General features: G+C 72.9%; 25 protein-coding genes. 9 read left to right on the forward strand and 16 right to left on the reverse strand.

Going from position 1 to position 26,286, the window contains the following annotated elements:
• Positions 1-5: 5 nt before the first annotated feature.
• The 6 genes from ACLJTM_RS12360 to ACLJTM_RS12385 all read right to left on the reverse strand — a co-directional run bounded on the left by ACLJTM_RS12360 (position 6) and on the right by ACLJTM_RS12385 (position 4,632).
• Positions 6-224, reverse strand: a complete 219-nt coding sequence (locus ACLJTM_RS12360; protein WP_411103558.1) for a hypothetical protein — start codon at positions 222-224, stop codon at positions 6-8.
• 286 nt (positions 225-510) lie between these two features.
• On the reverse strand, positions 511-1,359 hold the full coding sequence (locus tag ACLJTM_RS12365) for a helix-turn-helix domain-containing protein (protein WP_411103559.1): 849 nt from the start codon (positions 1,357-1,359) through the stop codon (positions 511-513).
• Positions 1,360-1,371: 12 nt separating this feature from the next.
• Complete coding sequence (locus ACLJTM_RS12370) at positions 1,372-1,890, reverse strand: DUF6879 family protein (RefSeq protein WP_411103560.1); 519 nt, start codon at positions 1,888-1,890, stop codon at positions 1,372-1,374.
• Positions 1,871-2,143 (reverse strand): hypothetical protein, encoded by a 273-nt coding sequence (locus tag ACLJTM_RS12375; RefSeq protein ID WP_411103561.1) that lies wholly within the window; start codon positions 2,141-2,143, stop codon positions 1,871-1,873. Before ACLJTM_RS12375 ends, ACLJTM_RS12370 begins: the two co-directional genes overlap by 20 nt.
• Before the next feature lie 480 nt (positions 2,144-2,623).
• Positions 2,624-3,508, reverse strand: coding sequence for a zinc ribbon domain-containing protein (locus ACLJTM_RS12380; RefSeq protein WP_411103562.1), 885 nt, complete (start codon positions 3,506-3,508; stop codon positions 2,624-2,626).
• A 518-nt stretch (positions 3,509-4,026) separates the two neighbouring features.
• The gene (locus tag ACLJTM_RS12385) at positions 4,027-4,632 is read right to left on the reverse strand and encodes a hypothetical protein (protein WP_411103563.1); all 606 of its coding nucleotides are present in this window, start codon (positions 4,630-4,632) and stop codon (positions 4,027-4,029) included.
• Between the two features lie 166 nt (positions 4,633-4,798).
• On the opposite strand from ACLJTM_RS12385, the gene ACLJTM_RS12390 reads away from it, so the two are divergent.
• Positions 4,799-6,361 (forward strand): helix-turn-helix domain-containing protein, encoded by a 1,563-nt coding sequence (locus ACLJTM_RS12390; protein WP_411103564.1) that lies wholly within the window; start codon positions 4,799-4,801, stop codon positions 6,359-6,361.
• A 125-nt stretch (positions 6,362-6,486) separates the two neighbouring features.
• On the opposite strand, the gene ACLJTM_RS12395 is transcribed toward ACLJTM_RS12390, so the two are convergent.
• Complete coding sequence (locus ACLJTM_RS12395; RefSeq protein WP_411103565.1) at positions 6,487-7,290, reverse strand: hypothetical protein; 804 nt, start codon at positions 7,288-7,290, stop codon at positions 6,487-6,489.
• 32 nt (positions 7,291-7,322) lie between these two features.
• Between ACLJTM_RS12395 and ACLJTM_RS12400 the strand changes: the two genes are divergently transcribed.
• Positions 7,323-7,826 carry an LURP-one-related/scramblase family protein gene (locus tag ACLJTM_RS12400; protein WP_411103566.1) on the forward strand — a complete coding sequence of 168 codons (504 nt, stop codon included), beginning with the start codon at positions 7,323-7,325 and terminating at the stop codon, positions 7,824-7,826.
• Between the two features lie 145 nt (positions 7,827-7,971).
• On the opposite strand, the gene ACLJTM_RS12405 is transcribed toward ACLJTM_RS12400, so the two are convergent.
• The gene (locus ACLJTM_RS12405; protein WP_411103567.1) at positions 7,972-8,754 is read right to left on the reverse strand and encodes a carbon-nitrogen family hydrolase; all 783 of its coding nucleotides are present in this window, start codon (positions 8,752-8,754) and stop codon (positions 7,972-7,974) included.
• Between the two features lie 145 nt (positions 8,755-8,899).
• Here ACLJTM_RS12405 and ACLJTM_RS12410 point away from each other — a divergent pair, with 145 nt between their 5' ends.
• Positions 8,900-9,724, forward strand: coding sequence for a maleylpyruvate isomerase family mycothiol-dependent enzyme (locus ACLJTM_RS12410; protein WP_411103568.1), 825 nt, complete (start codon positions 8,900-8,902; stop codon positions 9,722-9,724).
• Here ACLJTM_RS12410 and ACLJTM_RS12415 read toward each other — a convergent pair.
• The 3 genes from ACLJTM_RS12415 to ACLJTM_RS12425 form a co-directional block, all read right to left on the reverse strand.
• The gene (locus ACLJTM_RS12415; RefSeq protein WP_411103569.1) at positions 9,714-11,078 is read right to left on the reverse strand and encodes an MFS transporter; all 1,365 of its coding nucleotides are present in this window, start codon (positions 11,076-11,078) and stop codon (positions 9,714-9,716) included. The two genes, ACLJTM_RS12410 and ACLJTM_RS12415, sit on opposite strands and share 11 nt — an antisense overlap.
• On the reverse strand, positions 11,075-11,725 hold the full coding sequence (locus tag ACLJTM_RS12420; protein WP_411103570.1) for a GntR family transcriptional regulator: 651 nt from the start codon (positions 11,723-11,725) through the stop codon (positions 11,075-11,077). The genes ACLJTM_RS12415 and ACLJTM_RS12420 overlap by 4 nt, the downstream gene beginning before the upstream one ends.
• Before the next feature lie 150 nt (positions 11,726-11,875).
• Positions 11,876-13,783, reverse strand: coding sequence for a C1 family peptidase (locus tag ACLJTM_RS12425; protein ID WP_411103571.1), 1,908 nt, complete (start codon positions 13,781-13,783; stop codon positions 11,876-11,878).
• A gap of 194 nt (positions 13,784-13,977) precedes the next feature.
• Between ACLJTM_RS12425 and ACLJTM_RS12430 the strand changes: the two genes are divergently transcribed.
• Both ACLJTM_RS12430 and ACLJTM_RS12435 read left to right on the forward strand, forming a co-directional pair.
• Positions 13,978-15,183 (forward strand): DUF1266 domain-containing protein, encoded by a 1,206-nt coding sequence (locus tag ACLJTM_RS12430; protein ID WP_411103572.1) that lies wholly within the window; start codon positions 13,978-13,980, stop codon positions 15,181-15,183.
• A 74-nt stretch (positions 15,184-15,257) separates the two neighbouring features.
• Positions 15,258-15,668, forward strand: coding sequence for a PPOX class F420-dependent oxidoreductase (locus ACLJTM_RS12435; RefSeq protein WP_411103573.1), 411 nt, complete (start codon positions 15,258-15,260; stop codon positions 15,666-15,668).
• 61 nt (positions 15,669-15,729) lie between these two features.
• Here ACLJTM_RS12435 and ACLJTM_RS12440 read toward each other — a convergent pair whose 3' ends face one another.
• The 4 genes from ACLJTM_RS12440 to pdhA form a co-directional block, all read right to left on the reverse strand.
• Positions 15,730-16,494 carry a hypothetical protein gene (locus ACLJTM_RS12440; protein WP_411103574.1) on the reverse strand — a complete coding sequence of 255 codons (765 nt, stop codon included), beginning with the start codon at positions 16,492-16,494 and terminating at the stop codon, positions 15,730-15,732.
• Between the two features lie 187 nt (positions 16,495-16,681).
• Positions 16,682-18,112 carry a dihydrolipoamide acetyltransferase family protein gene (locus ACLJTM_RS12445; RefSeq protein WP_411103575.1) on the reverse strand — a complete coding sequence of 477 codons (1,431 nt, stop codon included), beginning with the start codon at positions 18,110-18,112 and terminating at the stop codon, positions 16,682-16,684.
• 11 nt (positions 18,113-18,123) lie between these two features.
• Complete coding sequence (locus ACLJTM_RS12450; RefSeq protein ID WP_411103576.1) at positions 18,124-19,104, reverse strand: alpha-ketoacid dehydrogenase subunit beta; 981 nt, start codon at positions 19,102-19,104, stop codon at positions 18,124-18,126.
• 5 nt (positions 19,105-19,109) lie between these two features.
• The gene (pdhA, locus tag ACLJTM_RS12455; RefSeq protein ID WP_411103577.1) at positions 19,110-20,309 is read right to left on the reverse strand and encodes a pyruvate dehydrogenase (acetyl-transferring) E1 component subunit alpha; all 1,200 of its coding nucleotides are present in this window, start codon (positions 20,307-20,309) and stop codon (positions 19,110-19,112) included.
• 325 nt (positions 20,310-20,634) lie between these two features.
• On the opposite strand from pdhA, the gene ACLJTM_RS12460 reads away from it, so the two are divergent.
• Together ACLJTM_RS12460 and ACLJTM_RS12465 are read left to right on the forward strand one after the other, a co-directional pair.
• On the forward strand, positions 20,635-21,294 hold the full coding sequence (locus tag ACLJTM_RS12460; protein WP_411103578.1) for a response regulator: 660 nt from the start codon (positions 20,635-20,637) through the stop codon (positions 21,292-21,294).
• A 133-nt stretch (positions 21,295-21,427) separates the two neighbouring features.
• Positions 21,428-21,844: a pyridoxamine 5'-phosphate oxidase family protein gene (locus tag ACLJTM_RS12465; protein WP_411103579.1), complete on the forward strand. Its 417-nt coding sequence runs from the start codon at positions 21,428-21,430 to the stop codon at positions 21,842-21,844.
• Between the two features lie 97 nt (positions 21,845-21,941).
• Here ACLJTM_RS12465 and ACLJTM_RS12470 read toward each other — a convergent pair whose 3' ends face one another.
• Entirely contained in the window at positions 21,942-23,552 is a 1,611-nt protein-coding gene (locus ACLJTM_RS12470) for a protein kinase domain-containing protein (RefSeq protein ID WP_411103580.1), read from the reverse strand.
• Positions 23,553-23,758: 206 nt separating this feature from the next.
• Between ACLJTM_RS12470 and ACLJTM_RS12475 the strand changes: the two genes are divergently transcribed.
• Both ACLJTM_RS12475 and ACLJTM_RS12480 read left to right on the forward strand, forming a co-directional pair.
• Entirely contained in the window at positions 23,759-25,414 is a 1,656-nt protein-coding gene (locus tag ACLJTM_RS12475; RefSeq protein ID WP_411103581.1) for a protein kinase domain-containing protein, read from the forward strand.
• A gap of 280 nt (positions 25,415-25,694) precedes the next feature.
• Positions 25,695-26,282 (forward strand): hypothetical protein, encoded by a 588-nt coding sequence (locus tag ACLJTM_RS12480; RefSeq protein WP_411103582.1) that lies wholly within the window; start codon positions 25,695-25,697, stop codon positions 26,280-26,282.
• The last annotated feature ends 4 nt before the right edge of the window (positions 26,283-26,286 follow it).

The following is a 26,286-nucleotide window of genomic DNA, read 5'->3' on the forward strand; positions in this document are numbered from 1 at the left end:
CCCCCTCACTGGGCACGCTCGACCACGGCGACTTCCGAGAACTCGCGCAGGAAGGTCATGTGCCCGGTCCGGCCCGTGTGCCCGATGCACATGTCCGCGTCCCCGGTCGGTGCGGCAGTCCACTGGCAGTCCGGGTTCAGGCACCGCGCCGTGGCCGTCGTCTCCGCCGAGGGGTGGCGGTGCATGACGTAGCTGACGTACCGGAGTACGGCCCTCACGGTCATGCCGATTCCCCAGAGTGCGGGTGGTTCCGAAGCTCCACGTTGCAATCGCTGACCGTGGAGTGGTCGCCCCGGTGACGGGCTTCCCGACGCTGGACGGCCAGAGCGGTGCAGACTCCGCAGCCGGCCGCCGGTGCAGGGTCTGGCTCTGTGCGCAACGGCAGCTCTACCGGGGGTTGCTCATACGCGATCGTCTTCACGGCCCCGCTCCTCGTGTCGTCCGTGTAGCGACCACGCTAGGAACGGTGGAGCTGCAACTCCCAGGAGATTGCATGAGGTTGCACGGTCATCACCCGAGGGTCTGAATGGCGCTGGTGATGAGTGCGCGGGCCTTCGCCCCATGGACGGCCATCTCGGCCAGTTCCGTGAATGTGTCCGCGTACGCGGCAACCTCGCTCGGCTGGGTCAGCGTGAGGTAGCCGGAGACCAGCTCGACGTTGACCTGTGCCGTGTCGAAGATCCAGAAGCCTTCCACCGGCATCCGGGACCGATCGGTCCGCGTGGGCACCACGCCCAGGCTGACGCTGGGCAGGGAGCCGACCGTAAGCAGGTGGCTGAGCTGTTCCTCCTGCACGTCCGGCCCGCCGAGACCGTTACGCAAGACCGACTCCTCAACCAGGAACGCGAACCTGCGGTCACCCTCGTAGAGGACGCGCTGACGCTCCATGCGCACGGCGACGGCATCGGCCACGTCATCGACCTCGGCCCGTCTCCGCTGCACGGCACGCAAGACGGCTTCCGTGTAGCCGTAGGTCTGGATCAGGCCCGGAACGAACCACGAGGAGTAGGAGCGGAACCTGCGGGTTCGCTCGAAGAGCGGCAGCCGGGCTTCCTGTGCTTGCCTGAGCCCGGCGCGCTCCATGCGTCGCCAGCCGATCCACATGTCTTCGACGGTCCGCAGCGAGGCGATCAGATCGTCCGTCTGCCCTTCGGCCCCGCACGCACGGCACCAAGCCCGGATGTCGTCGGCGGAAGGAGGCGTACGGGCGTTCATGATCCGGGATGACTTGGACGGGTGCCATCCGCAGAGCCGGGCGAGATCGCGCCCGTTCAGGCCGGAGTCCCGGCATAGCTCAGCGAGTCGGTTCGCCAGCGCCTGCCGGGCCTGCTGGGCATTCGAGGAGGGAGAGACAGCCATGGTGGTGACCGGTCAGCGCGGCTTGTACTCCTCGTGCGGGATGGCGCGTTGCCAGACGGCCTCGAACGCCGTGGTGCACAGTTGGACCCGCGCAGGATCGTCGGTGTACTCCCGCCCGTCTTCGTCCAACTGGCCCTCTCCGGTGAAGTGGTGGAAGAGGGCTTGGCTGCCGTCGAAGACCCAGAAGTCCGTACCTGGCAACGCCAAGTCCGTCGTCTGCCGGCGGGGCAGCCACCGGACCATCTCACCCGCAGCGAGATTGGTGAAGGTGCAGTCGTATTCATAGCGCACGTAGTCACTGATCGGCTCGGACACGATGCGGACCCGGCGGACCACCACTCCGCGCGCCGTGGCAGCACTCACCGCGTCGTGCCAGCCGCCCCACCACGACGACCGATCAGCCGGGTCCAGCCGTTCTCCCTGCTGCCAGGCAAGGAACTCCGGGTCATCGAGCATGTAGCTGTCACGCAACTCAAGATGCCCGGCCGACTGCTGCGCGCGGGCCAGTGCGTTACGCGCGGGTGGCTGCACTTCCGGCTTCTCCGTTCTCGTCCGGGCGCGGGATGTACTTCAGCATCACCGCAGGGAGCCTGATGATCGTCTCGTGGTCCGGCACGTCCGTGGAGTGCCCGGGGATCGAGCCGATCTCCTGGCAGGCCTTCACCTCTTTCGACGTCGCTTTGTACGACTGGATCAGCAGGTCACCGGTCTCCTCATCAAGCCAGATGGTCGGGGACTCGTCGGTCGGCGTGTTCGGGATGATGCCGAGGAACCTTAGGTTCACGATCACTCCAGGTGTCGAGTCGGTTGCACGAACGTGCACGAGCCTCACTCCTGTGGCTGACCGGCGCAAGAGGGCGTCAGGACAAGCTTGTTGGTTCACGGCGCGGGTACGACGAAGCCCCCGGCAGCCACCCGGCACGGGCAGCCACCGGAGGCTCCAGCAACCCTTCGCACAACCTATGACCCCTTAACGGGGGCGTTCCCAGGGTCTCAAAGAGGCCCTTTCCCAGTGGCCGCAAGCGTCGGCAGTCCAAAAACGGAGCCGCACCCAGGGCGCGTTTTCCGAGCTGGGGCCGGGGGCGCAGTGAGGGCTGCGCCTGAACTTTGGACATCCCGGGTGACGAAGTGACGGAATGACGATTAGTTCTGATCCACTCATAGAAACAACAACACTTCTATAAGAGGTAACGGAGGGAGAGCGTCACTTCGTCACGTCGTCACGCGTGTCCGCTGCCGACAGCTGGAGGGTTTACGCCGGTGCTCAGGTGACGCTGTCGGTACCCAGCTTCGCCCAATGGATCTGGATGCGTTGCTCAGGGATGATCCGCTGTCCGCGCACTCCCTTGGTCACTTCAACCCGGTCTATCGCGAGTGACAACCGGCCGCGCCGGTCTTCGTTCGTGGCCTCAGCCCACGCCTCACGCAGGATGAGGCCGTCAAGCATCGGCGACACGTCCACGGACGGCATGGGGAGCTTGCGAAGATCGGTGCCAAGCCCTTCGATGCGCCCCCTCAGGCGCTCTGCAAGCCGGTTGTAGCGCTCCACGGCTGCGGGGCCACTGAACTCACCGCGCACGTATCGCGCGTCCTCCAGATCGGCGAGGCGGGCTTCCTCATTCTGGATCTCAGCAGTAAGCGCATCACGTTTCGCGAAGGTCTCCGGGTCCACGCGGTGGACCCAGCGGTCTGCGATCGCGACAAGCAACGGGTCGTCCGGTTCGAGCGCTGGGAGCTTCGTGAGGAACTGTTCCGTCACGTACTGGTCAACCGCTTCAGCCAGCGCTGACGCTCCGATGCACTGGTTGCCCGCGCGGCGAGCCATGCACTGGTAGCTGCCTCCCACGCCGTGCATTCGGCGACCGCAGCCGGGTACCGCGCAGTAGACGAGGCCCGTGAGCAGCGCCGTCCCCTCGGGCTTCGGCCGCCGCTTTCCTGCGTGTACGAACGTCCTGGATTCCAGGGTGCGGATGATCCGTTCACGCTCTCCGACCGTGATGATCCCCTCGCCGATCTCGACGGTGTCCAGAGTCTCGGGATCGCGGTACGGGAAGACCCTGCCCGTGTACTTCCGCTCGCCGTCGTCCGTCTCGACGGTCTCGGTCTCCGGCATCAGGCCGGCGAACGCTGGCGAGCGCAGGAGCTGCATGATGCTCGCCGCGTTCCACTGCCCGCCTCTGGGCGAAAGAAAGCTCGTACTCGTTGAGAAGTCGGGGGGACGGGAACGGGACGACGCCGACGGGGCGGCGGGGGTGGCAGCGGGATACATGACGTCGCCGGGACGTACGGAGCAGCGGCGGGAGGCGTTCGCTGAGTGCTTGGCGGACGCCGTGCGCGTGCTCTCACCCGACCTTGCTCCCGAGTCGGAGTCCGACGATCGGGGGGCCTGGGTGTCACGGGTCCGTACGGCAGTGCGCAGGGCCTGCCGGCAGGGCCTGACGGTTTCCGGGGAGTCGTTCGACGCGTTGGTCAGGGCGGCCGTCCACGATCCCGACCCGAGCTTCAATCGACGAGCGCGGGGCTCAGGGACGGTGAAGTGCCCGCCGGGCTGGTGCAGGTCAGGACGTGGTCGCCGCCGGCGGAGCAGGTGGGCACACGACAGCGGCGCGTCCGGGTTCCGGCCGCGCCGCTGTCGGGCTGTGGTCAGCCCTCGGGGGAGCCCCCGGGTCAGTGGAGCTTGTTGACGGCGGTCTTCGTCGTCGTGCGGAAGGCGGTCAGCGGGGCGTCCTTGAGGTCGCCCATCTGGCCCCAGCGGACGAGGGTGACGGTGCGGCCGTCGCGGCCGACGGAGAACAGGTGGATGTCGGAGATGCCGATCTGCGGGTCGGCGGTGTCCAGGCTGTAGACCCAGGCGCCCTCCTCGACGGCGAGCTTGCCGTGGGAGGCGCTGACGGCCTGCAGGCCCGGGTTCTGCTGCTCCAGCAGGGGGCCGCAGCCGGCGAGGGCCCCGCGGAGGGTGTCGACCAGCTTCACGGCGTCGGCCTCGGTACGGGCGACGGTGGTGACCTGGACGCCGTTGGTGTCGAGCTCGGTGCTGAACTCGCGGTAGCGGGTGTTCTGCGCCGGGATCTTGTACGGGGCGCAGAGGACGCCGCCGTTCTCCGGGACACCGGTGAAGACCTGGGTGGCGGTCCACGGCGTCGACGACGGCGGCATCTGGGAGGCGGCGAGGAAGGCGGGCTGGGCAGCGGCCTGCGCCGGGGCTGTGGCGAGGGCCGCGAGGCCCAGTGCGGCAGCGGCTGCGGTGGCAAATGCGGTGCGGAGCTTGTGCATGGAGATGGTCCCCCGTCGGGTCGTTCGTTCGGTCAGTGCTCAACCAGCGTGGGGCCGGCGCCCGCCGACTGCAACGATCACACGCCCACCGGCCGTCCCGGAACCATTCCACCCCCGCTGACGTGCAAGGACGTGAAGGATGGGACGCAGGGTCGAGGGGGATGGAATGCCGAAGGACGCCGCCGTCGAGGAGTTCGCGGGGCTCGCGCGCGCGCTGAAGGCGCGGGACGGGAGGAGTTACGAGGCGCTGGGCCGGCGGCTGAGCGTCAGCGCGTCCACCCTCCACCGCTACTGCTCGGGCGCGACCGTCCCGGAGGAGTTCGCCGTGGTCGACCGCCTCGCCCTGCTGTGCGGGGCGGAAGAGGAGGAACGGCGGGCCCTGGAGGCGGCCTGGACGGAGGCGGACCGCGCCCGCCGCCAAGCGGCCTCGCCCGCGCCCACGCCCGTGCCGCCCGCGCCCACGCCCGTGCCGGCCGTGTCGGCCGCGCCGGCCGTGTCGGCCGCGCCGGCCGTGTCGGCCGCGCCGGCCGTGTCGGCCGCGCCGGCCGTGTCGGCCGCGCCGGCCGTGTCGGCCGCGCCGGCCGTGTCGGCCGCGCCGGAATCGAACCCGGAACCGTCCGCACCGGAACCGGGCCCCGGCCCAGAACCGGGCCCGACCGCCGCGGACCCGACCGCGCCCGACCCGACCACCGCGGACCCGACCGCCCCCGACCCGACCGCGCCCGACCCGGCCGCCGCGGACCCGACCGCGCCCGACCCGTCTGCCCCGGACCCGACCGCCCCGGACCCGACCGCCCCGGACCCGACCGCCCCCGACCCGACCGCCGCGGACCCGACCGCGCCCGACCCGACCGCCCCCGACCCGACCGCGCCCGACCCGGCCGCCGCGGACCCGTCCGCACCGGAGGCGCCCCGTGCCCGCGCCCGTCGTGGCGCCCCCGCTCCCCTTCTCGTTGCCGCCGCCGTCACCCTCGTCGTGGTCGCCCTCGCCGCCGCCGCCCTGCTCGGCCGCCCCACCCGTACGGCTTCCGCCCCCGCCCCCGCTCCCGCTTCCACCGCTCCGGAGCGGACCGCGGCCCCCCTCCCCCTCACCTGGAGCACCGGTTCCCAGCTCTGGGAGGGCGGCTGCGGCCACACCTACCTCGTGGACCGGGCCCCCCGCGCGGTCGCCCCGCCGCCGGTCGCGGCCGACTCCGGGGCGTGGGCCGGGACGCACGGTGCCGTGCACGGCGGGGAGGCGATGGTGCGGATCACGGTCCAGGGCCGGTCGCCGTCCGACGCCGTCGTCCTCCATGCCCTGCACGTGCGCGTGGTCGACCGCGCCGCGCCCCTGCCGTGGAACGCGTACCGGATGGACGACGGCTGTGGCGGCGCCATCACCCCGCGCCACTTCGCCGTGGACCTCGACCAGCCGCGCCCGCTCGCGAGGCCCGTCGACGGCCTTGACGCCTCCGGCGACGAGGTCCGGAAGATCCCGGCCGTCTCCTTCCCGTACAAGGTCACCTCCTCCGATCCCGAGGAGCTGCTGGTCTCCGCGCGGACGGCGGGCTGCGACTGCCGCTGGTACCTGGAGCTGGAGTGGAGCGCCGGGGGCCGTACGGGGACGGTGCGGATCACGGACGGCGAGAAGCCGTTCCGCACGAGCGGGGCCAGCGGGAGGCCGGCGTACGTGCACGACTCCGCCGAAGGGCGCTGGATCACGGACTCGGACTCCGAACAGACCGGGTGACCGATGAGCAACGTCGACTTCGACCCTTCGGGACGCCCGTGCGCCCTCCGGAGCCCTTCGGCATCGAACTCGACACCGGCGGCCTCTGAGCCCTCAAGCGGCTGGCCGCCCAGGCGGGTCCGACATCAGGTGAGGAAGGAGTGCAGGGATCCCGTGAGGGCGGTGACGAAGGCGTCCTGGACCGCGGCCGGCAGGACGTCCAGCGACAGGTACGGGTTCAGGTCCTCCAGCTCCACCAGCAGCAGCTCGCCGGACGGCGCCCGGCAGGCGTCCACCCGCTGGATGCCGTGGCCCAGGGTGTTCCAGTCGATGAAGGTGCGGGCGAAGGCCAGGTCCGCGGCGGTCGCCTCGTACGGCCGCAGGTCCCAGCGGCGGGCCGGGTCGGGGGCGTGGAGGGCGTACTGGAAGGAGTCGTCGACGAAGTAGAAGGAGACCTCGTACGCGAAGTCGATGCGCGGCTGGATGAGGACCTCGCCGGCCGGGACGGCGGACGGGTCCGCGGTGAAGACGAGGCCGATGGAGTCGGCGCCCTGCTTGGGCTTGACCGCGTACTGGGGCACCTGCGGCAGCAGGGACAGCCGGGCCGGGTCGTCGATCGTGGGGATGACCGGGTAGCCGGCGGCGGTGAGGTCGAGGAGGTACTGCTTGCCCGCCATGTCGCCGCGGCCGGTGAGCGGGTTGTAGACGCGGGTCCCGGTGGCGAGCGCCGCCTCCCGGAAGGCCTCGTAGGACTCCTGGTAGTGCAGGACCGGTCCGCTGTTGCGGACGACCACGGCGTCGAAGCCGGGCATCAGCGCCCGGGCGTCGCCGGGGTGGCACAGGGCCAGCTCGAAGTGGGCGCGCAGCCGCGAGGTGAGGAAGATGTCCTCGTCGCAGTAGCGGCGGCCGCGGGCCGGGTACGCCAGGTCGGTCACGTAGAGCAGGGGCATGACGGCAACCTATCGCGGGCAACGATCAGCGCATGAAATACCTCGTTCGGGACAAAGTGCTGGCCATCGGGGACGACTACTGGATCGAGGACGAGGCGGGCCGCCACGCCTTCCTCGTCGACGGGAAGGCGCTGCGGCTGCGGGACAGGCTGGAGCTGAAGGATCCGCAGGGCCGGGTCCTGATCACGCTGCGGGAGAAGGCGTTCAGCTTCCGCGACGCGATGACCCTGGAGCGGGAGCGGGACGGGCAGCAGCTCGCGGTGATCCGCAGGAAGCGGTTCTCGCTGCTGCGCAACCACTACCGCGTGACCCTGGTGGAGGGCACCGAACTGGACGTCAGCGGGCGGATCCTGGACCGGGAGTTCCGGGTGGACTACGAGGGGGAGCTGCTCGCGCTGGTGTCACGGCAGTGGTACCGCATCCGGGAGACGTACGCGGTGGACGTGGTCCGCGAGGACGCGGACGCGGCGCTGCTGATCGCGGTGGCGGTGTGCGTGATCCGGATGGCGGAGAAGGAGCGGGAGGACGACCTGTGAGGACGACTTGTGAGGACGACTTGTGAGGGGCTCCGCGGGGCCGCGGCTGCGGCGGTGACCGGAACAGCCGCGGCCGGGGCCGGTCCGGCGGGCGGCCGGGCGGGCCACCGGGCAGCCGTCCGCCGGGCGGGCCGTCCCGCGGGTGTCACGGGCGGCCGAGGCGGCGGTCCTTGAGGGCCGGGAACGCGGCGCGGGTGTCGGCCACCTTCGCGGGGTCCAGGTCCACGGTCAGCACGTCCTCGCCGGGGCCCGCCTCCGCCAGGACCTCGCCCCAGGGGTCCACCACCAGGCTGTGCCCGGCCTGTTCCACGCCGGCGTGGGTGCCGGCCAGGCCGCAGGCGAGGACGTAGGACTGGTCCTCGACCGCGCGCGCCCGGTTCAGGAGGGTCCAGTGCGAGCGGCGGCGGGCGGGCCAGCCGGCCGCGACCACCAGGGTGGTGGCCCCGGCGTCGACCAGGCCGCGGAACAGTTCGGGGAAGCGCAGGTCGTAGCAGGTGGCGAGGCCGAGGGTCTGCTCGGGCAGGTCCACCGTGGTCAGGGAGTCGCCCGCCGACATGAGCACGGCCTCGCCCTGGTCGAAGCCGAAGCGGTGGATCTTGCGGTAGGTGGCGGCCAGGCCGCCGTCCGGGGAGAGAACGAGGGCCGTGTTGTAGAGCGCGCCGTCGCCGGCGCGCTCGACGACGGACCCGGCGTGCAGCCACACCCCGGCGTCGCGGGCGGCCCGGGACAGGGCTGCGAAGGTGGGACCGTCGAGGGGTTCGGCCTCGGTCTCGAACTGCTCGTAGGCGAAGGCGCCGACGGTCCACAGTTCGGGGAGGACCACGAGGTCGGAGCCGGCCTGCTCCCGTACGAGAGCGGCCACGCGGGCCCGCCGGGAAACCACCGACTCGGCCTCATTCACAGCGATTTGGATCAGCGAGGCGCGCACAGTACCACCGTCCTGGCATTCAAGCCGTCGACTCGGGCCTACGATCGTCACACGAAAGCACTGCCGGGGTGCTCACCGGCAGCGTAGTTTTGGAAGAGCCACTGCTTCCGGAACGCGCCACTGAACAGCACCGCGAGGGGTCCCGTTGACCGTCCATCCCAGCCTTCAGCCCTATGCCGACGCGTGGACGCACTCCATCGAGGCGATATCCGAGCTGGTCCTCCCGCTGACCGAGGGCGAGTGGAACCGGGCGACGCCGTGCCCCGGATGGTCCGTCCGTGACGTCGTGTCACACGTCATCGGCATCGAATGCGAGCAGCTCGGCGACCCGCGGCCGATCCACACCGTGGCCCGGGACCTGCGGCACGTGGTGGACGAGTTCAGCCGTTACATGGAGGTCCAGGTCGACGTACGGCGCCACCACACGGCGCCCGAGATGACCTCGGAGCTGGAGTACACCGTCATCCGCCGCGCGCGGCAGCTGCGCAACGAGAAGCGGGATCCGGCCACCCTGGTGCGGGGGCCGCTGGGCGACCAGGTGACCCTGGAGCAGGCGTTGCGGCTGCGGGCGTTCGACGTCTGGATGCACGAGCAGGACCTGCGCGCCGCACTGGGCGCGCCGGGGAACTGGGACGCGCCGGGGGCGTACGTGGCGCGGGACGTGCTGCTGGCGGGGCTGCCGAAGGCGGTGGCGAAGGGCGCGGGCGCCCCCGCGAACTCGGCGGTGGTCGTGGACGTGCACGGGCCGCTGGAGTTCATGCGGACGGTACGGGTGGACGCGGCCGGCCGGGGGACCCTGGACAAGGCCCCGTCGCTGGGCCCGGCGGTGACGCTGACGCTGGACTGGGAGACGTACGTCCGCCTCGCGGGAGGCCGGGTCCGCCCGCACGCGGTGGCGGACCGGGTGAAGGCCGAGGGCGACCCGGAGCTGGCGGACGCCATCCTCGCGAACTTCGCGGTCACCCCGTAGCGACGCGGGCGGCCGCGGCCGCCGCGGCGGGCGGGCGTTCCGCCGCCCGGTCGCGTTCCCGGGCCAGGGCGCGGGCCCGCAGCCGCAGGATCTGACGTGTCCCGAGGGCCTCCAGGACGAACACCGTGGAGAAGGCGATCCGGTAGTTGTCGCCGGTGGCGTCGAGGAGGACGCCCACGGCCAGCAGGGTGGTCATGGAGGCGAGGAAGCCGCCCATGTTGGTGATCCCGGAGGCGGTGCCCTGGCGTTCGGCCGGGTTCGCGGGGCGGGCGAAGTCGAAGCCGATCATCGACGCCGGACCGCACGACCCGAGGACCAGGCAGAGGGCGACCAGCAGCCACATCGGGGCCCGGTCGCCCGGGTACACGAGGACGGCGGCCCACAGCGAGGCGGTCAGGGCCACCGTGCCCAGCGCGAGCGGGATCCGGGCGGACTGGCGGCGGCCGACGAGCTGGCCGTAGACCAGGCCCAGGGCCATGTTCGAGGCGACGACGAGGGTCAGCAGCCCGCCGGCGGTGGCCCGCGACAGGCCCTGCGCCTCGACCAGGAAGGGCATCCCCCACAGCAGCAGGAACACCATCGCGGGGAACTGCGTGGTGAAGTGCACCCACAGCCCGAGGCGCGTGCCGGGCTCCCGCCAGGACTCGGCGATCTGCCGGCGGACGAAGCCCCCGCCGGAGCCGCCCGCACCCCGCGGCGCGCGGGCCGGGGCGTGGCCCTGCGGGTGGTCGCGCAGGAAGAGCACCAGCGGGACGAGGACGACAAGTCCGGCGGCGGCGCTGCCCGCGAAGGCAGCCGTCCAGCCGGCCCCGTGCAGGACCGGTGCCAGGACCAGGGTGGAGACCAGGTTCCCGGCCATCCCGACGAGTCCCGCGAGCTGAGCCATCAGCGGGGCGCGCCGGGCGGGGAACCAGCGGGTGCCCAGGCGCAGTACGGAGATGAAGGTCATCGCGTCGCCGCAGCCGAGCAGGGCGCGGGCGGCCAGCGCCATCCCGTACGTGGGGGAGAGCGCGAAGCCGAGCTGGCCCGCGGTGAACAGGACCGCTCCCAGGGTCAGCACCTTCTTGGTGCCGAGGCGGTCCACCATCAGCCCGACGGGTATCTGCATGCCGGCGTAGACCAGCAGCTGGAGCAGCGAGAAGGCGGCCAGCGCCGAGGCGTTGACGTGGAAGCGGTCGGCGGCGTCGAGCCCGGCCACGCCCAGGCTGGTCCGGAAGATCACGGCGACGAAGTAGACGGCGACGCCGATCGACCAGACGGCCACGGCCGTGCGCCCGCCGAGCGGTTCGGCCGCCGGGGCCGGCGGCGGCTGCGGCGGGGCGGTGGTCCGCGCTGCGGGCTCGGGCGCGCTCATCGGTCCTGCCCCCGCACCAGTGCCTCGACCCGTCCGATGTGGCCGCGTACCGCGGCGGCCGCCGCCGCCTCGTCCCCGGCGCGCAGTGCGTCCAGGATCCCGGCGTGCTCGGCCAGGGTCCGCTCCACCCGGTCGGGACGGCTGTGCAGCAGGGCGACGCCCATCCTCAGCTGCCGGTCGCGGAGCTGGTCGTACAGGCGGCACAGGATCTGGTTGCCGGCGCTGCGCACGATCTCGGCGTGGAAGGCGCGGTCGGCGGTCATCATCGCGGCGAGGTCGCCGGCCGCGGCGTGCCGGCGCTGCTCCGCAAGGAGGGCGGCGAGCCGGTCCAGCAGGCCGGGGGGCGCGGGCACGGCCCGGCGCACGGTGAACTCCTCGACCAGCAGCCGGGTCTCGATCACGTCGGCGACCTCCTGGACGGAGACCGGCTGCACCAGTGCGCCCTTCTTCGGGTACAGCTTCAGCAGCCCTTCGGTCTCCAGCCGCAGCAGGGCCTCGCGGACCGGGGTGCGGGAGACGCCCACGGCGTCGGCCAGCTCCCCTTCGGTGAGGAGGGTGCCGCCTTCGTAGCGACGGTCGAGCACACCCTGTTTGACGTGCTGGTAGACCCGGTCGGCGGCGGTCCCGGTACGCGTGGCGGCTGGCATGGGCACAGCATAGATACAACAGGGGTGCACGAGCGGCCCTGTCCGGGATGCGGACCCGTGCCCCTCCCGGGCGGGCGGCCGCGGCGGGGCAGGGCGCGGGCAGGCGGCCGCGGCGGGCCGCCGGCCCCGGACGGGGGCGGGCGCCCGCGCTCAGACCGGGCCGATGACCGCCCCCTCGTGCCAGCCCGCGGCGTCGCGCCAGTAGTGCTGGAGCCGGCGGTCGGCGCGCAGGACGACGACCTCCAGGTTGAACCCGAAACTGCCCTGGAGCATCCCCGTGACCGCGCGCACGCCGTGCCCGAAGACGGTGCTGCGCCTCCAGCCGGACCCGGCCGCATTCCCCCGCCACCAGTGCTCCACCCGCCCGCCGGCGACCGCCACGCACAGTTCGTAGTTCCCGGCGGTGTCCTCGTCGGCGGCACCGTGCTGGGCCTCGATCAGGCAGGGGGCGGAGGTGGCGGGCGCCGGGCCGCCGAAGACCTCGCCGGGCCGCCAGGGGGAGCCGTGTCCGTCCTCGCGCGCCCACAGCTGCATACGGCCGTCCGCGCGGGCGGCGACGAGGTCGAGGCGGCGGCTGCGGGTCTGGACGAGGGCCGGCCCGTAGTGGGCGATGCCCGAGGCGAAGCGGCCGCCGTCGTTCCAGGTCCAGGGGGCGCCGTTGAGCCGCCACCAGTGGTTCAGGCGGCCGTCGGCGGTCCGGACGACCGCCTCGAAGTTCCCGGGCTTGCCGTGGTCGCTCTGGATGAAGGCGGGGGTCGAGCCGACGGCCGCGTCCCCGGGGCCGAAGGCGCCGCCGTCGCGCCAGGCGCCGCCGGACTGCTCGTAGTACCAGTGGCGCAGCCGGCCCCCGGTGGTGACGTGCAGGGACTCCATGTTCCGGTTGTAGGTGGTGCCGGTGAAGGCGGGCTGGCCGGAGGCGTCGCCCGCGAAGGCCTCCGTACGGGCCCGGGACCACGGGAAGGGGGCGTCGCCGTCGCGCCACCAGTGCCGGAGGCGGCCGCCGCCGGAGGTGGCGAGGAGCTCGAAGTTGCGGTGGGCGCGGCCGTTGCCGCTCTCGTAGACGTTGCCGGCGTGCAGGCGGCGCTTGCTCCACGGGTCGATGTTGGTGCCGTGCAGTCCGCACTTGGCCCAGTAGTCGATGTTGACCTCGCCGTAGCCGATCCGCCCGTAGCCGCCCACGTGGTGGCCCGTGCCCCAGGAGTTCTTGAACAGCCAGCAGCCCGCGGCGTCGTCGTACCCCACGACCAGCACGCACTGGCCGCCCTCCAGCCGGCCGCCGGTGCGGTGGTAGACCCCGGAGCCGAGGCCGTAGAAGTCCTCGTAGACGTCGAAGCAGGCGGTGAGCGGGCCGACCGCGTCCAGCCAGACCTTCTGCTGTTCCACGTCGCCGAGCCGCACCGGGCCGGGGATCCGCACCGTCCGGCCGGACCGGTCCCAGCTGGGCGTGTACTCGCAGCGCCAGGCGTCGCGGCGGACGGCCGGCAGCCCGGCGGGCGGGGTGCCGTACGGCCAGCAGTCCGGGTCGGCGAGCCCGCCGTTCGTGCTGATCCAGTCCAGGGCGGTCTCCGGGTCGCCGCCCTGTCCGCAGCAGGCCTTGAGCCCGTCGCGCACGTCGCCCTCGGACCGTACGGCCCAGACCCCGTGCTCGATGCGGGCCATCGACTCCACCAGCGCGGCGGCGCCGAACGCCCAGCAGGACCGGCCCGGGTTCTGGTCCTTGACCCGGGTGATCCAGGGCCGGCCCCACCGCACCCGCCAGTCCACCGCCGCGGGCCGCGCCCCGGCGGAGCCGGCCCGGTGGGCGGTGCCCGGCAGCAGGCCGTGCGCGGCCCGGCGCCGGGTGAGGTCCGGGTTGCCGCTCGGGTGCCCCAGGAGCGCCCGCAGGTCGACCCGGCCGGCCGCCGCGGCGGGCGTCAGCGCGGACCCCGGCTCCAGGCCGAGCGAGGGGCGCGGCAGCGGATCCCCGTCGGCCAGGTGCTCCAGGACCGACCACCGCGCGCCGAGCGCCGCGAGCCGCGCCCGCAGCTCCCCCGCGGTCAGGACAGACTCCTCCGGCATCGCGGCCCCCCAGCTGCAACCGTTGGTTCCGTGCCCGGGGAGCGTCTCCCCGCGCTCGGGGCACGTCAAGGGCGTCCGGGAGGTCGCGCGGTGGCACGGGGGCGTACGGCTCCCGCCGGGGGCCGCCCGGAGGCCGCCCGACGGATCCCGCGGTCGGCGGACGGCCCGCCGCACTGCCCGTATAGGGTCCCCACATGGGGACCTGGATCGCACCGAGCGCCATCGAGAGAGAGCTGTCCGGGGCCAGGCTCGCCGGCGACTGGTCCGCGTACCTCGCCGTCCTCGCCCGGGCCCAGCTCTTCCTCGCGCAGCCCCGCGTCCAGGCCGACGCGGACCCCGACACGGTCCGCTTCCACCCCGCCCCGGGCAACGCGCTGGTCGTCCACACCGCCGGCATGCTGCCCGCCCCCGTACCGGAGACGGTCTTCGAGTCCCAGGGCCTCGGCTGGTTCGCGACGGTGTGGACCGCCGCCGACCCGGCGTTCCTCGCCGTGAACCCGGGCACCCCCGCCGAGGCCTACCTCACCACCGCACCCGCCGACCTGGCACGCTGGCGGACCCTGAGCGAGGCGGCCGGCTCCCCCGGTCTGCCCGAGGGCAGGGTGCACGCCCTGTTCACCGGCGGCCCGCTGCACGGGCCGATCGCCCACGGCCTCGCCATAGGCGCCCATCTCGCGGTGACGAACGGGGAGTTCTGGAACTCCCTGGCCTACCACGGCTCCGGCTACCACCACGAGCGCCGCCGCCTCGACAAGGGCTGGGGCATCACCGACCGGCCCGGCTGGCTCGCCGTGCTGGAGCAGCTGCTGGACGCCCGCATGGTCAGCCCGGTCTGGGAGTTCGCCCTGCGCGTCCGGCGCGTCCTCGCCTCCGACTTCGCGGGCCCCGTGGACATCGAGCACTGGCGGCACGCCGCCGAGGCCAGCCTGCGCCGCAGCGCCGAACGCTCCGCCGAGCCCCAGCTCACCCCCGACGGGGTCACCCTCGCCCAGCCGCGCCCCACCGCCGAGGTCGAGGGCGAGATCACCGGGGTCAAGCGGCTCATCGGCCGCATCACCCGCTACGAGCAGCGCTTCCGGGCCGACGGACTCCTCCCCGAGGACGGCTGGGTCCGCTCGGTGGAGGCATGGGACCACGGCCGGGCCTCGCAGATGGCCCGCTGGGGCCTCGGAACCCGCTTCGGCACCCTCCACGAGGCGGAGCGGGCCGTGCTGCGCGCGGGGGAGTCCGCCCGCCGGACGTACCGGTCCTGGGCCGAGTTCTCCGCCGGATACGTCCTCGGCCGGTGTCTGCACTTCGACGAGGAGGAGTTCGGCGAATGGTACGCGGGCGCCCTCGCCGCCCACCTGACGCTGACCACCGACCCTGCCAGCCCGTGGCTCAACATCGCTTGGAAGTGACGGACTTCGGTTAGTCACCGGCTCGTCCGCAAACCCCGGGACGGCCCGCGGGCGCCCCGACTAGCGTCGCCGCCATGACTGTTGAGTTGAACGAGACCGTACGCGCCCTGCTCGACGCCCCGCATCCGGCGGTCCTTGCGACCCTCAACCCCGACGGCAGCCCCCAGAGTTCGGTGGTCTGGGTCAGCCGCGACGGGGACGAGGTGCTGATCTCCACGGAGCGGGGCCGGCGCAAGGAACGCAACATCAGCCGGGACGGGCGGGTCGGCCTGACCGTCTTCGACCTCGCCGATCCCTTCCTCTACGTGGAGATCCGCGGCACGGCCACGGTCACCGAGGACACCGGCCGCGCGGTCGCCGTCCGCATCGCCGAGGAGTACGCGGGGCCCGGCGCGGGCAAGGAGTACGCCGACGCCCCGCCCCAGGACGTCCGCGTCGTCGTCCGCATCACCCCGGCCAAGGTCCTGGGCAACGCCGCGCGCTAGCCCCTGGGGGCGGGCCCCACCCCGGCCCGGCCCGGTCCCGGCCCCCGGCCCCGGCTCCGCCTCAGGGCAGCCGGGGTCCGACCGCCGCCCAGGCGTCGACCGCCTCCGCCAGGGGGTCGGCGTCCGGGAGGTGGGGGCGGGCCACGGCCGTCCAGGGGAGCAGGCCCTTGATGCGGCGCAGGTGCAGGATGCGCGCGGGCGGGAGCCCGCGCCAGTGGGCCGCCTCCTGTGCGGCCTGCCCCGGCGTCAGGTCGATCAGCCCCAGCAGGTCCCGGCACAGGGCCGCCGGATCGCCGCCGGCCCCCGGCCCGAAGGTGCCCAGCAGGTAGCCGCGTACGGAGCCCAGTTCGGCCCCGCGGACCAGGCCGGGCAAGTCCTCGGCCCGGGCGCAGCGCTCGGTCGCGGCCAGCGCCACCCGGCCCCAGCGCAGCCGGATCCCGTCGGGCAGCGCCTCGTCCTGCATGCGTGAGACGGCCAGGACGCGCAGGGTGCGCGGCCGCGGCTCGTCCGACAGCGGAGGCCCGGCGGCCAGCCAGGCCTCCAGGTCGTCCAGGGTGTGCCCGGTGGGCGGCACGGCCGTCAGCACCTGGCCCCGCGTGAGCAGCGCGACCATCGGCCCGGTGAGGTGGACGCGGGCCGCGTGGGGCGGGTCCACGGACTCCGCGGTGTGCCCCCGGGCCTCTATCCGGGTCAGACCGAGCCGCATGCCGCCGGCGGCGTACACCTGTCCGGCGCGGGCGGTCCCGCCGATGACGCGGACCACGCACACCCCGCCCGTGACGTCGGCCTCCTCGACGGAGCACACCTGCAACTCGGCGATGGGCACCCGGCCTCCCCTCTCTCCGGGCAGGAGGCTACCGCGCGGCCCCCGCGCCGGACCCGGCCGCGGCGCCGCCGCGCGAAACCCCCGGCGGCCCGGCGGGCGGAAGCCCCGGCGGCCCGGCGGGCGGCGCCACGGCCGACGGCCGGCCCCGTGGTGCGGGACCGGCCGTCGGAGGGTGCGGGATGCGCCGTCAGGCCCAGCTGACGAGGCGGCGCGGGTGTTCCAGGACCGCGGCGATGTCCGCCAGGAACCGGGAACCGAGCTCGCCGTCGATGAGGCGGTGGTCGAACGACAGCGCCAGGGTGGTGACCTGGCGGGCCTTCACCTTGCCCTTGTGGACCCACGGCTGGAGCTTGATCGCGCCGATCGCGAGGATCGCGGACTCGCCGGGGTTCAGGATGGGCGTACCGGTGTCGACGCCGAAGACGCCGACATTGGTGAGGGTGAGGGTGCCGTTCTGCATGTCGGCCGGGGAGGTCTTGCCCTCGCGGGCCGTCGCCACCAGCGAGGACAGCGCCTCGGACAGCTCGGGCAGCGTCTTGGCGTGCGCGTCCTTGATGTTCGGGACGATCAGCCCCCGGGGGGTGGCCGCGGCGATCCCCAGGTTGACGTAGTGCTTGAGCACGATCTCCTGGGCCGCCTCGTCCCAGGACGCGTTGACGTCCGGGTTGCGGCGGATCGCCACGAGGACGGCCTTGGCGATCAGGAGCAGCGGGTTGATCCGCAGCCCCGCCAGGTCCGGGTCGGCCTTGAGCTCCTGCACCAGCTTCATCGTGCGCGTGATGTCGAAGGTGATGAACTCGGTGACGTGCGGGGCGGTGAAGGCGGAGCCGACCATGGCCTGGGCGGTCACCTTGCGGACGCCCTTGACCGGGATGCGGGTCTCGCGCGCCGCCGCGTCGGCCGCCGCCGGGACCTGCCCGGCCGGGGCCGCCGGGGCCTGCACCGCTGCCGGGGCCGGGGCCGCGACGGGTGCGGGGGCCGCGGCCTGCGGGGCGAGCGCCGCGGTGGCCGCCGCGTGCACGTCCTCCCGGGTCACGATCCCGCCCTGGCCGGTGGCGACGACCGCGGCCAGGTCGATGCCGAGGTCCTTGGCGAGCTTGCGCACCGGCGGCTTCGCCAGCGGGCGCTCCCCGCCGGCGGGCGCGGTGCCGTTCGGCTGGGCCGGGACGGCCGGGGCCGGGGTCGCCGCGGGCGCGGCCGCCGGGGCGGCCGTGCCGTTCTGCGCGGCCGTGCCCGCCGCGGCCTTGCGCGGGCGGCGCTTCGTGGAGGCCGTGGAGACCCCGTACCCGACCAGCACGGGCTGGCGGGCGGCGGGCTGCTCCTCGGCGGCGGCCGGGACCGCTTCCTGCACCGGCGCTGCCTCGGCGGGGGCGTCCGCCCCGGTCTGCACCGAGATGATGACCTGGCCGACGTCGACCGTGGTGCCCTCCTCGAAGAGGAGGGCGTGCACGACCCCGTCGAAGGGGATCGGGAGTTCCACCGCGGCCTTGGCCGTCTCGACCTCGCAGACGACCTGGCCGTCGGTGACGGTGTCACCCGGCTGGACGTACCACTTGAGGATCTCGGCCTCGGTGAGGCCCTCGCCCACATCGGGCATCTTGAATTCGCGGATCGTCATGAACGTGCTCCTCAGTACGCCAGCGAGCGGTCGACGGCGTCGAGCACCCTGTCCAGGCCGGGCAGGTACTCGTCCTCCAGGCGGGCCGGCGGGTACGGGGCGTGGAACCCGCCCACGCGCAGCACCGGCGCCTCCAGGTGGTAGAAGCACCGCTCCGTGATCCGGGCGGCGATCTCCGCGCCCGTGCCGAGGAAGACCGGCGCCTCGTGGACGACCACGAGCCGGCGGGTCCGCTCCACGGAGGCCTGCAGCCCGTCGAAGTCGATCGGGGACATCGAGCGCAGGTCGACGACCTCCACCGACTTGCCTTCCTCGGCCGCGGCGGCGGCGGCCTCCAGGCAGACCTTCACCATCGGGCCGTAGGCGGCCAGGGTGACGTCGGAGCCCTCCCGGGCCACACGGGAGGCGTGCAGGCCGTCGGGGATGGACTCGACGTCGACCTCGCCCTTGTCCCAGTAGCGCCGCTTCGGCTCGAAGAAGATCACCGGGTCGTCGCTGAGGATCGCCTGCTGGAGCATCCAGTAGGCGTCGGCGGCGTTCGAGGGGGAGACCACCTTCAGGCCCGGGACGTGCGCGAACAGCGTCTCGGGGGACTCGCTGTGGTGCTCGACGGCGCCGATGCCGCCCGCGTACGGGATGCGGATGACGACGGGCAGCTTGATCGTGCCGAGGGAGCGCGCGTGCATCTTCGCGAGCTGCGTGACGATCTGGTCGTAGGCGGGGAAGACGAACCCGTCGAACTGGATCTCCACGACCGGCCGGTACCCGCGCAGGGCCAGGCCGATGGCGGTGCCGACGATGCCCGACTCCGCGAGCGGGGTGTCGATGACCCGCTCCTCGCCGAAGTCCTTCTGCAGCCCGTCGGTGATGCGGAAGACGCCGCCGAGCTTGCCGACGTCCTCACCCATGATCAGGACCTTGGGGTCCGTCTCCAGGGCCTTGCGCAGCGAATCGTTGAGCGCCTTCGCGATGGTCAGCTTCTGTACGGCCATGACGGTCACTCCCCGCCTTCGAAGGACGCGAGGTAGGCGGCGAACTGGGCGCGCTCCTCGTCGACGAGCGCGTGCCCGTCCGCGTAGACGTTCTCGAAGATCGCCATCGTGTCGGGGTCGGGCATGGCGCGCACGACCTCGCGCACCCGCTTGCCCAGGGCCTCGCTCTCCGCCTCCAGCTCCGCGAAGAACGCCTCGTCGGCGCCCCCGGTGGCCAGCAGGTGGGTCTTCAGGCGCAGGATCGGGTCCTTCGCCTCCCAGGCCGCCGTCTCCTCGTCCCGCCGGTACTTCGTCGGGTCGTCGGAGGTGGTGTGCGCGCCCATGCGGTACGTGAACGCCTCGACCAGGGTCGGGCCCTCGCCGCGGCGCGCCCGGTCCAGGGCCCAGCGGGTCACGGCCAGGCAGGCCAGCACGTCGTTGCCGTCGACGCGGACGCCGGGGAAGCCGAAGCCCTGGGCACGCTGGTAGAGCGGTACGCGCATCTGGCGCTCGGTGGGCTCGGAGATCGCCCACTGGTTGTTCTGGCAGAAGAACACCACGGGGGAGTTGTAGACCGCCGAGAAGGTGAACGCCTCGGCGACGTCTCCCTGGCTGGACGCGCCGTCACCGAAGTAGGCGATGACCGCGCTGTCGGCGCCGTCCTTCGCCACTCCCATGGCGTAACCGGTCGCGTGCAGCGTCTGCGAGCCGATGACGATCGTGTACAGGTGGAAGTTGTTGGTGTTGGGGTCCCAGCCGCCGTGGTTCACGCCGCGGAACATGCCGAGCAGGTTGGTCGGGTCGACTCCGCGGCACCAGGCCACACCGTGTTCACGGTAGGTCGGGAAGACGTAGTCGTCGTCGTTGAGGGCGCGGCCGGAGCCGATCTGGGCGGCTTCCTGGCCGAGCAGCGAGGCCCACAGGCCCAGCTCTCCCTGGCGCTGCAGGGCGGTCGCCTCACCGTCGAAACGGCGGGTCAGGACCATGTCGCGGTACAGACCGCGCAGGTCGTCGGTGGTGATGTCGGCGACGAAGGGGGCGAATTCCGCGTTCTCCGCGCTCTCGACCCGGTCCCCCTCGGGCGTCAGCAGCTGTACGAGCTGAGGTTCGGCGGCATCCTTCTGCGCGGTGGCGGCGGCGGTCGTGCGGGCGCTCGCGGCGCCTGCCGCCCGCTTGGTGCCGCTGCTGCGTCGCGGCTTGCGCGCGGCAGTGCTCTCCACGGTCACGTGTGCTCCTCCGTCGGTCCGGCACCCGGGTTCTCCGGGGTCCAGTGCGGCTCACCCGGATCCGTACCCGCGCACGGGGTGGGTGCGCGTCGCGTACGGGATCCAGGCGTGACAGGTGCCCCGGCGAGTGCCCTGCGCAATGCACGTTACCCAGTGCGTCGCATAACTGCGAAACCCCAGTTGACCTGCGCGTTTGCTTGGATTTCCAAGTAAATTCGAGCAGGCGGGAACAACCACTGGTCACAGCCTTGCAGGGGGCCGGAACAACGGCACGTTATCCCGGTCAACTGCGGCAGGGAAGGGGTGAGTGTGTGAAACTGAATCCGTGCGCGAAGACGGAAAAATCAAGGTATTCCTCCTGGACGACCACGAAGTGGTACGTCGGGGCGTCCACGAGCTTTTGTCGGTCGAAGAGGACATCGAGATCGTCGGCGAGGCCGGTACCGCCGCGGACGCCCTGGTCCGCATCCCGGCCACCCGCCCCGACGTGGCCGTGCTCGACGTCCGCCTCCCGGACGGCAGCGGCGTGGAGGTGTGCCGCGAGGTGCGCTCCCGGAACGAGGACGTCAAATGCCTGATGCTGACCTCGTTCGCCGACGACGAGGCGCTGTTCGACGCGATCATGGCGGGGGCGTCCGGCTACGTCCTCAAGGCGATCCGCGGGAACGAGCTGCTCAGCGCCGTCCGTGACGTCGCGGCCGGCAAGTCCCTGCTCGACCCGGTGGCCACCGCCCGGGTGCTGGAGCGGCTGCGGGACGGCAAGAACGGCAAGGGCGACGACCGCCTGTCGAACCTCACCGAACAGGAGCGCAAGATCCTCGACCTGATCGGCGAGGGCCTGACGAACCGCGTCATCGGCGAGCGGCTGCACCTGGCGGAGAAGACGATCAAGAACTACGTCTCCAGCCTGCTGTCCAAGCTGGGCATGGAGCGCCGCTCCCAGGCGGCGGCGTACGTGGCCCGCCTCCAGGCGGAGAAGCGCTAGCGGGGACACCACGGCGCCCCGGGGGCCCCGCGGGCCGTCGCCCGCCCCCTCGGCTCCCTTCGGGACCAACGTCCCCGATCGTCGGGGCGGGCTCCTCTTCCCGGCACGCTGTCGGTACCGGACAGTGGAGGGCATGTCCCCAGAGGAACTCCACGCCGTCGAACTGCTGCGCCGGGTGCCGTACGGCCGGGTGGCCACGAGCATGCGCGCGCTGCCCTTCCTCGCCCTCGCCCGCCACATCGTGGTGGACGGCAGGGTCGTGCTGAGAATGCACGCGGGATTCGGCTACCACCAGGCGTGCAACGGCAGTGTGGTCGCCTACGGAGCCGACAATTTCCATTCCGGTGAGGCCCGCATGTGGTCGGTGCAGTTCACCGGAACGGCGCAGACCGTCGAGCCGACCACGGCCGAACTGGAACTCTTCGGGCCGGGTCCGCACTACGTGGACGGCGCGCTCTTCGACCCGGTCTACATGCGCATCGAACCCCAGTTCGTCACGGTGCACTCCCTCGCCGGGCAGGCGGAGCGGCAGTTCCAGCACGCCCTCTGAACGGCACGTCCGGGAAAAGACCGGCCGAACGCAAAAGGCCCGGCGGAATCCACATTCCGCCGGGCCCGTACTCGCACTCGCTGCCGTCACTTGCCGTCTAGGACTCGTCCGAGAGCGCGCCGGGGACCTCGGGGCTCTTGGTCACCGGCGGTGGCGGGGACTTCGTCGGCGGCGGCGAGGGCGTCGGGGACTTCGTCGGCGGCGTCGTGGACGCCGACGGCGACGCGGAGGCGGACGGCGAGGCCGACGGGCTCGTCGACGGGGTGTAGCTCGGCGTCCTGGTGCGCGGGCCCTGCGTGTTGGGGGTGTCCTCGGTCGCCGGCGTGTTGTTGTCCTGGGTCCGCGGCGGCGTCGACTCCTGCGGGCTCTCCGGTGCGCTCGGAGCCCCGCTGGAGGCGCTCTGGCTGGCCGTGGGCGTATCGGCGGGCCCCTTGTCCTTGCTGCTGCCCACGCTGCTGATGGCATAGGCCGCACCACCCGCGACCGCGATCACCGCGAGGACCGCGAACAGCCACATCTTCCAGCGGCTGCTCCCGCCGCGGTCGTCGTGGCCGTCGTAGCCGCCGCCGTGGCCGCCGCGCTGGGCGCCGTTGCCGCCGCCGGGGAAGGCCGAGCCGTCGTCGGGGTTCAGCGGGGGCACCATCGGCTGCTGGAACTGCGAGGTCGTCGTGTGCGAGGGGTACTGCTGCTGTCCGCCGGAGCCGCCGCCGGGCATGGCGGTGGTCGCGGCGCCGCCGCGGCCGTGCGGCAGGGCCATGGTGACCGGGCCGGTGTTCCAGGTGCCCGTGTTCGGACCCTGGTCGTGCAGCATCTGGAGCGCGTACTGGACCAGGCCGCGCATCTCCTCGGCGCTCTGGAACCGGTCGTCCGGGTCCTTGGCGAGGGAGCGCATGACCATGCCGTCGAGTTCCTGCGGGATGTGCGCGCCCTCGGGCAGCTGCGAGGGCGGCACCGGCGCGTCCTGGACGTGCTGGTAGACCACGGACAGCGGGGTCTCACCGGTGAACGGGGGCCGCAGCGCGAGGAGTTCGTACAGGAGGCAGCCGGTCGCGTACAGGTCGGAGCGGTGGTCCACGGCCTTGCCGAGGGCCTGTTCGGGCGACAGGTACTGGGGGGTGCCCATGACCATGCCGGTCTGCGTCATCGTCGACTGCACGCCGTGCAGGGCGCGGGCGATGCCGAAGTCCATCACCTTGACGGCGCCGGTGTCGGTGATGATGACGTTCGCCGGCTTGATGTCGCGGTGCACGATGCCGTGCTGGTGCGAGTACGCGAGGGCCTCCAGCACACCGGACACGATGATCAGCGCCTGCTCGGGACCCGGGGCCTCGGCGCTGATCAGCAGTTCGCGGATGGTGCGGCCCTCGACCAGCTCCATCACGATGTACGGAACGGTGTTGGGGCCGACCCGGTCCTCGCCCGAGTCGTACACGGCGACCACCGCGTGGTGGTTCAGCCCGGCGACGGACTGTGCCTCACGGGTGAAACGCGCCTTGGACACCGGGTCCTCGGCGAGGTCGGCGCGCAGCAGCTTCACGGCGACGGTGCGGCCCAGCCGCACGTCCTCGGCGGCGAACACCTCGGCCATGCCGCCTCGGCCCAGCCGGTGGGTGAGCCGGTAACGGCCGTCTCCCACCAGGCCGCCCGCGCCCCAGTGCGAAGGGTCCTCGGCCATCCCGGCGCCGCCTGCCTCGGGTTCGGGTGCCATCAGTCCTCGCCGTCGTCTCTCTCGGCCGCCGCTCAGCGGTAGTCCTCTTGGTGGTGCTCCGACGAACGCTACAGCCTCGGAACCGGTCGCCGTTCGGAGCTGACACCTGGTGGACGCCCGGTCACGGAACGGGCACCCGGCTTGACGTCTGCTTGCCCTCCGGCAGACTGGCCCCGACACAAGCGTGGCGAGGGGAAGCAACAGTCATGAGCCAGGACGGCACTCAGGGCCGGTACGCAGGCGGTTCCCTGGCCCGCGGCCGTTACCAGCTAAGGGATTTGCTCGGCGAGGGCGGCATGGCCGCCGTGTACCTCGCCCACGACACGGCGCTGGACCGCCCGGTGGCGATCAAAACCCTGCACACCGAGCTGGGCCGCGAACAGTCGTTCCGCGAGCGGTTCCGGCGGGAGGCCCAGGCTGTAGCCAAACTGTCGCACACCAATATCGTCTCGGTCTTCGACACCGGCGAGGACGAGTTCGACGGCGCGGTCATGCCGTACATCGTGATGGAGTTCGTGGAGGGGGAGCCGCTCGGCTCCGTGCTCCAGGCGGACATCGCCCGGTACGGCGCCATGCCCGCGGAGAAGGCGCTGAAGGTGACGGCCGACGTGCTGGCCGCCCTGGACACCAGCCACGAGATGGGCCTGGTCCACCGCGACATCAAGCCGGGCAACGTCATGATGACCAAGCGCGGCGTGGTCAAGGTGATGGACTTCGGCATCGCCCGCGCCATGCAGTCCGGGGTCACCTCGATGACCCAGACCGGGATGGTCGTCGGCACCCCCCAGTACCTGTCGCCCGAGCAGGCCCTGGGGCGCGGCGTCGACGCCCGCTCCGACCTCTACTCCGTCGGCATCATGCTCTTCCAGCTGCTGACCGGCCGGATCCCGTTCGACGCCGACTCCCCGCTGGCCATCGCCTACGCGCACGTGCAGGAGGAGCCGGTCGCGCCGTCCTCCATCAACCGGTCGGTGACCCCGGCGATGGACGCGCTGGTGGCGCGGGCCCTGCGGAAGAACCCGAACGAGCGCTTCCCCACCGCCGCGGCCATGCGCGACGAGGTCGCGCGGGTGATGTCGGCCGGGCAGACCGGGGCCCCGGCCATCGTCCCGGGCACCGGACCGGTGAGCAGCGGGGCGGGCGTGGGCTCGGCGGTGTTCCCGCCGGTGGACTCGGGCTTCCAGGCGCCGCCGCCGCACGCGCTGCACCAGCCGTACCAGGCGCCGCACACCCCGGCGCCGTCGCCGTACGCGCCCGCACCGACGCCCGCGCCGCAGCAGGGCCACGTACAGGGCGGCTACGCCTACCCGCAGCAGCAGTACGCGCCGCAGACCCCGGCGCCGTACACGATGTCCCCGGCGGCGCACGGCCCGTCGGGCGGCCCGGGGTCACCGGGCGGGGGCGGTAAGCGGAACACGCCGGTGGTCGTGGGCGCGATCGTGGTGGCCCTGCTGGCCATCGGCGGGCTGGTCGCCGCGATCTCGCTGAACGGCGACGACAAGGACAAGGGCAAGGACGACACCGCGAGCTCGGCCGGCCCCGGGGGCTCGGCCTCCGCCTCGGCCCCGGCGGGCCACAAGGGTCCGGACACCTCGCGGACCATCGACCCCGCCAAGTGCAAGGAGCCCAGCAAGCACTACAGCGAAGCGGGCAAGTACACGGCGCCGGACCTGCGGTACAAGAACGTGCTGTCCGTGAAGGCCTGCATCCAGGCCTCCGGCGGCAAGTACAAGATCGTCGACAAGGACGAGGCCATCTACGGGCAGGACACCGTCCTGGAGCAGCAGCCGGCTCCCGGGGACAAGATCGAGAAGGAGGGCACGGAGTACACGCTGACCGTGTCCACCGGCAACCCCGGCTAGGTCGCCCCTTTCGGATCCCGTCGGCTCTATGGGGCCGTCCGCTTCGGCCCGGGCACCGTCCCCGCGGGTCGGCCCCGGGCCCCCACGGGTCGGCTCCAGGTTCTCGCGGGTCCGCCCCGGGGCCTCCACGGGTCCGCCCCGGGCCTCCACTGGTCCACTCCGGCATCCCGGGCACTCCGATGGAGTGCCCGGGATGCCGCTTTTGAGCCCTTATGTAAATCTGAGCACGTACCGCTGCCCCCGGCGGGTACCCGGCCGCTCGGAACGGGAAGGGCTCCCCGTGGTCCAAGGCTTCCGCCCGACGCACTGGCTGGCCTGCGCCGTCCTGGCCGCCGCCGCACTCACCCCCGCCGCCTCCGCCGTGGCCGCCGCGGCCTGCCCGTACGTCGCCCAGGTCCGCGAGCCCGGAGAGGACGACGGACACCCGGACCTGGCCGGGAGCCCGGCCGGAGTCGGCCGGGAGCGGCCCGGCCGGCCGGCGGCCGCGCCCGCGAACCCCGAGGCGGTCGCGGCCGGCCGGCCGCTGCACCCGCGCCCCCGCACCGAGCCGGCCGCGCCCCCGCGCGCCCCCCGACCCGCCGACCCGGGTACCGGTACCCGCACGGACACCGGTACGGGTACGGAGCGGGGCGCCGGCACCGACCGGGGGACGGGTACGCACCGCGAGCAGGGCACGGACCGGGGGACCGGCACCGGCACGGAGCGCGGCACCGACCCCGGGACGCGCCGCCCGGCGCACGCGATCGGGACCGGACCGAACGAGCGGGCCGCCGACCTGGCCGCCCACATGCTCCCCCTCGGCACCGGCCTCGCCATGATGGGCGTGGGGCTCGGCTACCTCGGCATGCGGCTGCGCAAGGGCCTCTGAACCC

Source organism: Streptomyces sp. cmx-4-9 (assembly GCF_046548835.1).
Taxonomy (GTDB): domain Bacteria; phylum Actinomycetota; class Actinomycetes; order Streptomycetales; family Streptomycetaceae; genus Streptomyces.